Origin of the sequence: Streptomyces sp. ADI96-02, assembly GCF_003846185.1 — a bacterium.
GTDB lineage: Bacteria > Actinomycetota > Actinomycetes > Streptomycetales > Streptomycetaceae > Streptomyces.
Genome location: NZ_ML123034.1, coordinates 5,608,928 through 5,617,495 on the forward strand (window position 1 = coordinate 5,608,928; position 8,568 = coordinate 5,617,495).

Sequence of the window (8,568 nt, forward strand, 5' to 3'; positions counted from 1 at the left end):
GGCGCACAGACATGAGAACTCCCAATTTCCATATAAAGGTATTGGAAGTGCTATTAAATGGTAAATAGGTGCCCCTGGTCCCCAGGGGTAGTCCCTAGTACTGCGACGGCGTTTGGTGTGACTGGTGGCCAGGTTGGTCGTTGGGGTGGTTATGGGTGGGGTTCTTGGTGATGTGAAGCGGTGGGCGGCGGGGCTGGGTGAGGTGCATGAGCGGTTCGTGCACCGGTTTGCCCGGTCGGAGCCGCGGGAGTCGGCGCTGGCGTATATGCGGGGGCTGATAGCGCCGTTGGAGCGGAAGAACGGCTGGACGCTCGCGGAGGAGGCTGGTCATGGCGGCCCTGACCGGATTGCACCGGCTGCTGAACCGGTGCGACTGGGACGCCGATGAGGTCCTGGACGACGTGCGTGACTATGTGGTCGAGCATCTGGGTGATCCCGGTGCGGTGCTGATCGTGGACGACACGGGCTTCCTGAAGAAGGGGGTCCGCTCGGCCGGAGTCCAGCGCCAGTACTCCGGAACGGCAGGCCGTACGGAAAATTGCCAGGTGAACCGTTCCTGCGGAAACGGAGCCCACGGGCCGCGGGTGTACGACTGGGCCAGGGGCGAGGTCCGGCCATGGCACCGTGAGGACCGCCGACACTGGGTGATCGCCCGCCGCAGCGTGAGCCGACCCGATCAGATCTCGTACTACATCGCCTACTGCCCGGCCGACACAACCCTCGACGAGCTGATCCATGTCGCGGGCAGCCGGTGGGCGGTCGAGGAATGCTTCCAGATCGCGAAGCAGGAGTGCGGCCCGGACGACTACCAGCTTCGCCGCTATCCCGGCTGGCACCGCCACATCAGCCTGACCATGGCCGCCCACGCCTGCCTCACCGTCCTGCGGGCCCGCGAGGCGGATCCCGACAAAGCAGAAACGGATCCTCCCAGCTCATCCCCCTCACCCTCCCGGAACTACGACGCCTGATCCACCGCCTCACCCACCGCCAACCCCCACCCGCCCACCACGTGCTGCACTGGTCACACTGGCGCCGCCAACGACAACACCAGGCCCGCACCAGCCATTACAAACGACGCGGCCACACACCACCCGAAACTGCCCAACCATCAGATCAAAGACCGTGGCAGTACTAGTGTCCTGAGTCGTTCATTCGTGTGCAGTGCGCGGCGAGGGTGTCGAGGATGTCGTCGGTGGTCTTCGTCCAGGCGAACGGCTTGGGGTTCTTGTTCCACTCGTTGATCCAGCCGCGGATGTCCCGTTCGAGTTCGACGACGCTGCGGTGGGTCGATCTGCGGAGTTTGCGGCAGGGCAGCTCGGCGAACCAGCACCCGACGGGGTTGAGCCAGGACGCCGACGTGGGGGTGAAGTGCAGGTGGAAGCGGGGGTGCTGGGCGATGACCGAGCCGGAGGCGATGTCCAGGGCGGCGAACAGGCTGGTCGTGCCGTGCCGGACGTAGTCGTGAGTCATCTTCGCCGGCGTAGTGGGAGCCATCGGCAGAACGGGCTGGGTCCTGTCCAGGGCCTGTATCTGCGACTTCTCGTCCACCGCCAGGACCAGGGCGTTCTCCGGCGGCGTGAGGTAAATGCCCACCATGTCAAGGACCTTGGTCACGAACTGCGGATCGGTCGACAGCTTCCACGTCTCCATGATGTGCGGCTTGAGACCGAACGCCCGCCAGATCCGCGCGACGGCCGACTGCGACATGCCCTCGGCCTCGGCCATCGAACGTGTCGGCCATTGCGAATCACCCGTCGGCGGAGCTTGGCCGAGGGGCCTGGCGACCAGGGCTTCGACCTGCTCGTCCGTGATCTTCCGCGGTGCCATAGACCTCGGACAGGGGCCTGGACCTCACCGGTCGTCAGGCCCTTCGCGGCGAGCGGGATGACCATCTCGTCGACGCCGGAAGGGCGCTTCTGCCGCTTCTTGACGATCTTCGGCTCGAAGGAGCCCTCGCGGTCACGGGGCACAGTTATCTCCACCGGGCCGACGTCGGTCAGTACGGTCTTGGCTCGGGTGCCGTTGCGGGAGTTGCCGCCGTTCTTCTCCGCCGGATCGTGCTTGCCATAGCCGAGGTGGTCGGTGATCTCGCCCTCGAGAGCGAACTGCAGGAGCCGCTTGGTCAGCTGCTGGAGCAGCCCGCCCTCGCCGGTCAGCTGCAGGCCCTCGGCCTGAGCCCGACCCACGAGCTCGTCGATCAGCCGGTCGTCCATTGACTTCGACACCACGGCCTCAGACGGCTCGATGGACTCGGCCTCGGTCACGTTGTTGCTGTCCCGCCCTGCCCGTCACTCCTCGTCGGCGTCGGCGGTTCCCGGCTGCCCCTCCGAGCGCAGCAGCGGGTGGATGACGCCCGGGAACACCCGCGCCCGCACGACCTCCTCCGCCGAGCCACCCCGCACCACGGTCTCGGCGACGCCCCACGGGCGGCCCGCCAGGTGGACGGTCAGGGTGTACGAGGACGAGCAGCCGGTGCACTCGTAGCGGTCGGCCCAGGTCTCCACCTCGGTCGTGCTGCCCGGGTAGCGCTTCACGTGCCGGTGCCGCGCGTGGCAGCGCCCGCAGGTCTCGCCGGGCTCGCAGGTCCCGCCGCACGGGCACGGCACGTCGAAGGAGTCCGCGGGCTGCCAGCGCTGCACGAGCACGGCCTCACGGGTCGCGCCCATGTCCTTCATCGCCTTGAGATTGCGGGCGGCGACGTTGTACGACTCGCCGGTGGCGGCCATCCGGTCGCGGATGACGTCCTTGCGTCCGCGGTTCGTCGTCATGGTGTTCCTCCTGGGGGTTCACGCAGCCCGCCAGGAGGCCCACGAGATCAGTACCTCTTTACGGTACCCGCAGTACCGCGACCGCCGCCTCAGCCAGCGACGGCGTACGCCACGAAACGCGCCCAGGCGTCGGGCGCGAGAGCGAGCTGCGGGCTCCGCTCGATCTTGGAGTCCCGGACGTGGACGGTGGAGGGGCAAGCGGCGACCTCGACGCAGTCGCCGGCGGATCCGCTGCTGTGGCTGGATTTGTGCCAGTCCATGGCGACCTCGACGCAGGAGTCGCCGGAATCGCTGCTGTAGGTGGACTTGTGCCAGTCCATGGCTACCTCGACGCAGTCGTCGCCCGAGCCGCTGCTGTAGCTCGACTTGCGCCACTCCAACGCCACCTCGACGAAGGAGTCGCCGTCGCCGCCGCTGTAGCTGCTCTTGAACCAGGCCAGATCTGTGGTGCTCATCATGCTCCTCGCATCCGCCGCAACAGGCTCAGAGAGTCTTCCAACGAGAGAGCCTGCGAACGCATCCTGGCATACCGCATCTGGAGCGTGCTGACCACTTTGGGGTCGGAGATGAACTGCCCGTGCTCCTGCCCTTCGAAGTAAGCGACCCATTGATGTTCAGGCGTCTCCAGCAGCCGCATCGGCCCGCCGAGTCCCGCATGGTGGCGCCGTACCAGCGGCACGATCTGCACCTCCACATTGCGCAGCTCGGCCAGCGCGAGGACGTGTTCGACCAGGTCCCGTGTGACCGCCTCGCCGCCCAGCTTCCTGAGGAACAGGTGCTCTTCGAGGATGAAGCTGTACGCCGTGTTCGGCCGGTTCCGCAGCAGTTGCTGGCGCTCCATCCTCGCCCGGAACTGCGCCTCGATCTGCTCGTCCCCGAGCGGCGGCAACTGGTCCGTGAACAGCGTCCGAGCGTACGCGGGCGTCTGCAACAGGCCCGGGACCAACCGGCATTCGTACGTGTACAGGCTCACCGCCTCCTGCTCCAGCTGCGCCCAGTGCCGGAACCAGCTCGCCAGCCCCGCCCGCCGCGTCAGATGCTTTGCCGCGCCCCGGATCACACCGAACGCGTCCAGCACCTCTTCGGCCCGGTCCACGAACGCGGGCGTGGGGAAGCGGCGGCCCTGCTCGATCGAGGAGACCGTGGGCACCGAGTACCGCACGCGCGGCGCGAACTCCTCCTGGGTCAGCCGGGCCCGTTTGCGGAAGCCCTTGACCACCTCGCCGAACGCCTTGAGGCTGTCCTGCGGTTCGGGTTCCGTGCCGCCCCCGCCGCCGATGCTCTCGTACGTGCCACCCGTGCAACCCGTGCCGTCCGTCATGTACGGCCACCTCCCGTGCGCCTGTCCTGGTCCGCAACCCGACCATGCTCACGGAACGTGACCCGTACCGTCCACCCTTCGTACTCGTACGCTGACTCAGCGTACGAGTCGCTGACCTGGTGAACAGGGGTCCGGGATCGGGACGGTAGGGGCATGGAAGCACCTGTGAAAGCTCAACCCGACGTTACCGTACGTGTGTTCAAGCGCCTCTTCCGGGCGAATCCGCGCGGTGCCCGGCTCGCCCGCCGCGTCGGTCTGTTCCAGTTGCACGCCTGGGGCATCCCGTACCTCAGTGACGCGTCGGAGTCGGCCGCGCTGATCATCGGCGAGCTGACGGCCAACGCCGTGACGCACGGACGCGTCCCGGGCCGTGACTTCGAACTGCGGCTGGTGCACGCGCCCGGTGAACCGTCGGTCCTCGGCCTCCTGCGGATCGAGGTCTCCGACTCCCTCGGCGAGCGCCGTCCGCCCGGTCCCGGCCGGGTGGCCGAGCCGTCGTCCGGTTCGGACAGCGGACGCGGGCTGCTCATCGTGGACGCGCTGGCCGACCGCTGGGCGGTGCTCGACCGCGAGCAGGGGCCGGACAGGACGCCCGGCAAGACGGTCCGCGCGGAGCTGGACCTGCTGCACTGACGGCCGTGGGGTTGGTCAGGGCGTCCGGGCCGCCGGGAGCGTCAGGAGCGCCGCATCCGCCCGGCGATACGCCGTCCCAGGCGGCCCAGCGAACTCGACCGGTTCCAGTCCCGGAAGGCGTCGGCCCGGCCGCTGCTGCCCGTCCGGCCGACCGTCTCCTCGACCTCCGCGACGGCCTCGGCGGACAGGGCGCGTACGGCCGGGCGCAGGACGTCGTCGAGGAGCCCGGCGGCCGTGGCCGTCCAGGCGGAACCCGCGTGCGGGTGGGCGGTCCAGACGCTGAAGCAGTCCGCCGCGTACGCGGGCCGGCTCCGCAGCCGGCCGCGCACGGCCTCCGTGCGGGCGGCCCGGTCGTAGGCGGCGATCAGTTCGGCGTCGTCGCTGTGGACGAAGGCGTACAGCTCCGCGCCCGGACGGTCCGGGGCCAGCAGGCGTTCGACGAGAGCGACGACCGCCCGCTCCCGCAGCGCCGGCTCGACCGGTGCCGCCTGTGCGCACAGGGTCCGCACCTGTTCCGCCCAGCCGGGCTCGGGGGCCCCGGTCCGCAGGTCGCGCGAGAGGTCCAGCAGCAGGAGGGCGGCCCGTTCCCGCCCTCCGATCTCCTGCGGGAACCCGCGCAGCAGGTCGTGGGCGAGGGTGGCGGCCTCGTCGGCGTCCACGGGCGCGCCGAGCGCCGCGTCGACCAGGCGCGCCCACGTACCGGCCGTCCGGTGCGCGTCCGAGGTCGCCGCCTCCAGCAGCAGCCGGGCCTCCGCGACCGTCGGGGCCCGGTCCTCCCACACCAGGCCCACCCCCGTCCGCAGCACCAGCGGCTCGGCGAACGGGGAGACGCCCGCCGCGCGCAGCACCCGGTGCCACACGGCGGCCCGGTCGCCGCCCAGCGTCGTCATCGCCCCGGTCACCTCCGCGCACATCCGCAGGTGCGGCAGCGACTGCGTGCCGGTGAACGGCAGCGCGACCCGCTCCAGGAACCGGGCCACCGCGCCGGGACTCCGAGGAGCGAGGCGGTCCAGCGCGCCGAGCAGCGCGGTCCGTACGTCGAACTGCTCGTCCAGCAGCTCCAGCAGAGCCGGTGCGAAGGCGGGGGCCGACGGTTCCGCCGCTCCTGCGGCCCCGGCCCCATCGCCGCGTCCCGCGCCCGCCGCGCCTCCGTGTGCCGCGCCCTTCCGACCCGGGCCTTCCCGACCCGGGCCTTCCTGCGCCGCCGCCGCGGCTTCCGTCAGCAGCGCGGGCGCCAGCCGGTCCACGACCTCCGGCAGCAGCTCCCGGCCGTCCACGCCCAGCAGCCGGGCCACCCGCAGCAACTGCACGGTCCGCGCCACCGTACGGGCCCTGCCCGCGCCGCTGCCCAGCTCGGTCAGGATCTCCGGGCCGAGCACCGCCGCGATCGCCGCGCCCTCCGGCCCCGTGAACGCGTCCCGGCGCGGCAGCTCCAGCGAGCCGTTGCCGCCGCGTACGGCCTCGGTGACCAGCATCGCGGCGAGCGGTGCGGTGACCGCCGCCGGACACCGCCCGTCCAGTGCGCCGAACAGCCGCCCGACCGCGTCGAACTCGGCGGCCGACCGGTCGTCGACGCCCGGCGAGGTCAGCGCCTCCACCAACTGGCCCGTCCGCTTCGCGTCCAGCGCGTAGGGCCGGTCGGCGGCCCACTCGGCCGCCGCCGCCCGCTCCTCGGGCCCGAGCGCGATGCCCGCGCACAGCGCCGTCACCGCCAGCGGACCGGCGGCGAACGGCTCCCCGGGCAGCTCGCCCGCCTCCTCGAACAGCTCCGGCGACCGGCTCCGCCACACCCGGGCGGCCGTCTGCGCCCAGGCGTCCTCGCCGCCGCCCGCCGGGGCCGGGCCCGCGCACACATGGACCCGGAGCCCCGCGTCCCGGGCCGCCGCCGCGTCCTCGGGCACGGCTCCCGCGACCCGGAAGGCCGAGCCCGCGTGCTGCCGGGTGTACGTGGTGAACGTCAGCCGCTCGACGTGCTCCCTCGGCAGCGCGACCGCCGCCAGCCCCAGCCACCGGGCCACGTCCGCGCTCTGCCGCTCCACCAGCACCACGGGCCGCCGGTCCGGCGCGTCCGGCTCGCTCGCCCGGCGCAGATCGGCCAGCACGGCGGCGAGCCACGGCCCGCGCGAGACGGCGAAGTCGTCCAGTCCCTCGCGTACGGGGGCGGGGCCCGGCGGCAGCGCGCCGAGCGGGTCGGGTATCGCGCCGCCGGGCGGTGTCGTGGACGCCCAGTGCGGCGAGCGCCACGCCTCGACCGCGAACCGGTCGCCGGGCAGCGGCACACCCGGCGGCAGGTGCACGGCGTGCGTGTGGAAGCGGACGGCGGCGGTGTCGTCGCCGCGCGCCGGGGCCGTACGGAACACGAGACGGCTGCCGTCGGACAGCGCCGCGTACCCGAACGCCTGCGGCAGCGAACGCAGTTCGGCGTCGTTCGGCCGGGCGGGCGCGGAGCCGGGGAGGGCGTAGCGGACCAGCGGCTCGATCTCTTCCAGCAACGCCGCGGCGACCCCGGGCCCGACGGCCGTGAACCGGCCCGCCGTCCCGTCCTCGTCCCCCGGCGCGGCGGAGGTGTAGTGCACCTGTGCAAGGCTCATCTGTCGGCCCTCTTCGTCCTGCCGCGACCGGTCCCCGTCCACCCACCCACGCGACCGGGTCGGGGGAGAAGTCCGCAGCCGCGGGGGCGACGTTATCAAGGACCGCGCGGCCCGCCTGCGACAGCACGGAGCCCGTCGTGACCGCGAGGTCGCCCGTTCGCGGCGCGCGGGTGGCCCTTTCCGCGCGCCGCACGGAATCTGGGGGAGGTGACCGCGCCGTCCGACGAGGAAAGGTGTCGCCCATGCCGCCCGATTCCGGATCGTGGCCGCGACTGGCCGTGCACGACTGGACGGAGACCCGCGAAACGCTGCACATGTGGACGCAGATCGTGGGCAAGGCCAGGCTCGCCCACGCGCCGCTGCTCAATCACTGGTGGCAGGTGACCCTCTACGTGACGCCGCGCGGCCTGTCGACCTCGGGCGTGCCGTACGGCGCGGGCATGTTCGACGTGGAGTTCGACTTCGTCGACCACGCGCTGCGCCTGCGGAGCAGCGACGGGGGCGCGCGATCCTTCGAGCTGGAGCCCATGGCGGTGGCCGAGTTCCACGCGCGCTTCCTCGCCTGCCTGGACGAGCTGGGAATTCCCACCCGGATCCAGGGGCACCCGAACGAAGTCGATCCGGCCGTCCCGTTCGCCGAGGACGTGCGGCACGCCGCCTACGACCCCCGGGCGGCCCAACTGTTCTGGCGCCAACTGCTCCAGGCCGACCGGGTCATGGGGCGGTTCCGCGCCGGGTTCGCCGGCAAGGTCTCGCCCGTGCACTTCTTCTGGGGCGCGATGGATCTGGCCTGCACCCGCTTTTCCGGCAGGGCCGCGCCCCCACATCCGGGCGGTGCCCCGAACTGCGGTGACTGGGTCATGGTCGAGGGGTACTCACGGGAGTTGAGCAGTTGCGGATTCTGGCCGGGCGGCGGAGAGGAAGGAGCGTTCTACTCCTACGCCTACCCCGAGCCGGAAGGGTTCGCCCGTCACCCGGTGCGCCCGGAGGCCGCCTGCTACAGCGAGGAGAACGGTCAGTTCCTTCTGCCGTACGAGGCGGTGAGGCAGGCGGACCGACCGGACGAGGTGCTCGCCCTCTTCCTGCGGACCACCTACGAGGCGGCGGCGGAGTGCGGGGCCTGGGACAGGAGCGTGCTGGAGATCGACCCGCGGCGCTGGTCCGGCGCATCCTGAAGCGGGGCGCGGCGAGCGCGTCGACACGGGACGCGAGCGCGCCCGGGGCGCGTGCGGAATGCGTGAAGCGTGGGCCAGGT

The 8,568-nt window shown here is 71.7% G+C and carries 6 protein-coding genes and 3 pseudogenes; 3 read left to right on the forward strand and 6 right to left on the reverse strand.

Annotation, left to right across the window (positions count from 1 at the left end):
• Window positions 1-151 precede the first annotated feature (151 nt).
• Window positions 152-968, forward strand: a pseudogene (locus EES43_RS24370) (transposase).
• Between the two features lie 163 nt (window positions 969-1,131).
• Here EES43_RS24370 and EES43_RS24380 read toward each other — a convergent pair.
• The 5 genes and pseudogenes from EES43_RS24380 to EES43_RS24400 all read right to left on the reverse strand — a co-directional run.
• Window positions 1,132-1,821, reverse strand: a pseudogene (locus EES43_RS24380) (IS630 family transposase); the annotation flags it as partial.
• A gap of 20 nt (window positions 1,822-1,841) precedes the next feature.
• Window positions 1,842-2,213: pseudogene (locus EES43_RS24385) on the reverse strand (transposase); the annotation flags it as partial.
• Window positions 2,214-2,288: 75 nt separating this feature from the next.
• The gene (locus EES43_RS24390; protein ID WP_124270705.1) at window positions 2,289-2,768 is read right to left on the reverse strand and encodes a hypothetical protein; all 480 of its coding nucleotides are present in this window, start codon (window positions 2,766-2,768) and stop codon (window positions 2,289-2,291) included.
• Between the two features lie 89 nt (window positions 2,769-2,857).
• The gene (locus tag EES43_RS24395; RefSeq protein ID WP_124270706.1) at window positions 2,858-3,223 is read right to left on the reverse strand and encodes a DUF397 domain-containing protein; all 366 of its coding nucleotides are present in this window, start codon (window positions 3,221-3,223) and stop codon (window positions 2,858-2,860) included.
• On the reverse strand, window positions 3,223-4,089 hold the full coding sequence (locus tag EES43_RS24400) for a helix-turn-helix domain-containing protein (RefSeq protein ID WP_124270707.1): 867 nt from the start codon (window positions 4,087-4,089) through the stop codon (window positions 3,223-3,225). Before EES43_RS24400 ends, EES43_RS24395 begins: the two co-directional genes overlap by 1 nt.
• 153 nt (window positions 4,090-4,242) lie before the next feature.
• Here EES43_RS24400 and EES43_RS24405 point away from each other — a divergent pair, with 153 nt between their 5' ends.
• Window positions 4,243-4,722, forward strand: coding sequence for an ATP-binding protein (locus EES43_RS24405; RefSeq protein WP_124270708.1), 480 nt, complete (start codon window positions 4,243-4,245; stop codon window positions 4,720-4,722).
• A gap of 41 nt (window positions 4,723-4,763) precedes the next feature.
• Here the strand turns inward: EES43_RS24405 and EES43_RS24410 are convergent, their stop codons facing one another.
• The gene (locus tag EES43_RS24410; protein ID WP_241192524.1) at window positions 4,764-7,313 is read right to left on the reverse strand and encodes a GTPase-associated protein 1-related protein; all 2,550 of its coding nucleotides are present in this window, start codon (window positions 7,311-7,313) and stop codon (window positions 4,764-4,766) included.
• A gap of 242 nt (window positions 7,314-7,555) precedes the next feature.
• On the opposite strand from EES43_RS24410, the gene EES43_RS24415 reads away from it, so the two are divergent.
• Window positions 7,556-8,488: a DUF5996 family protein gene (locus EES43_RS24415; RefSeq protein WP_124270709.1), complete on the forward strand. Its 933-nt coding sequence runs from the start codon at window positions 7,556-7,558 to the stop codon at window positions 8,486-8,488.
• Window positions 8,489-8,568 lie beyond the last annotated feature (80 nt).

Coding starts and splice junctions, on each gene's coding strand:
- EES43_RS24395 (WP_124270706.1), bottom strand. CDS start 3,223: ATGAGCACCACAGATCTGGCCTGGTTCAAGAGCAGCTACAGCGGCGGC.
- EES43_RS24410 (WP_241192524.1), bottom strand. CDS start 7,313: ATGAGCCTTGCACAGGTGCACTACACCTCCGCCGCGCCGGGGGACGAG.
- EES43_RS24415 (WP_124270709.1), top strand. CDS start 7,556: ATGCCGCCCGATTCCGGATCGTGGCCGCGACTGGCCGTGCACGACTGG.
- EES43_RS24405 (WP_124270708.1), top strand. CDS start 4,243: ATGGAAGCACCTGTGAAAGCTCAACCCGACGTTACCGTACGTGTGTTC.
- EES43_RS24390 (WP_124270705.1), bottom strand. CDS start 2,768: ATGACGACGAACCGCGGACGCAAGGACGTCATCCGCGACCGGATGGCC.
- EES43_RS24400 (WP_124270707.1), bottom strand. CDS start 4,089: ATGACGGACGGCACGGGTTGCACGGGTGGCACGTACGAGAGCATCGGC.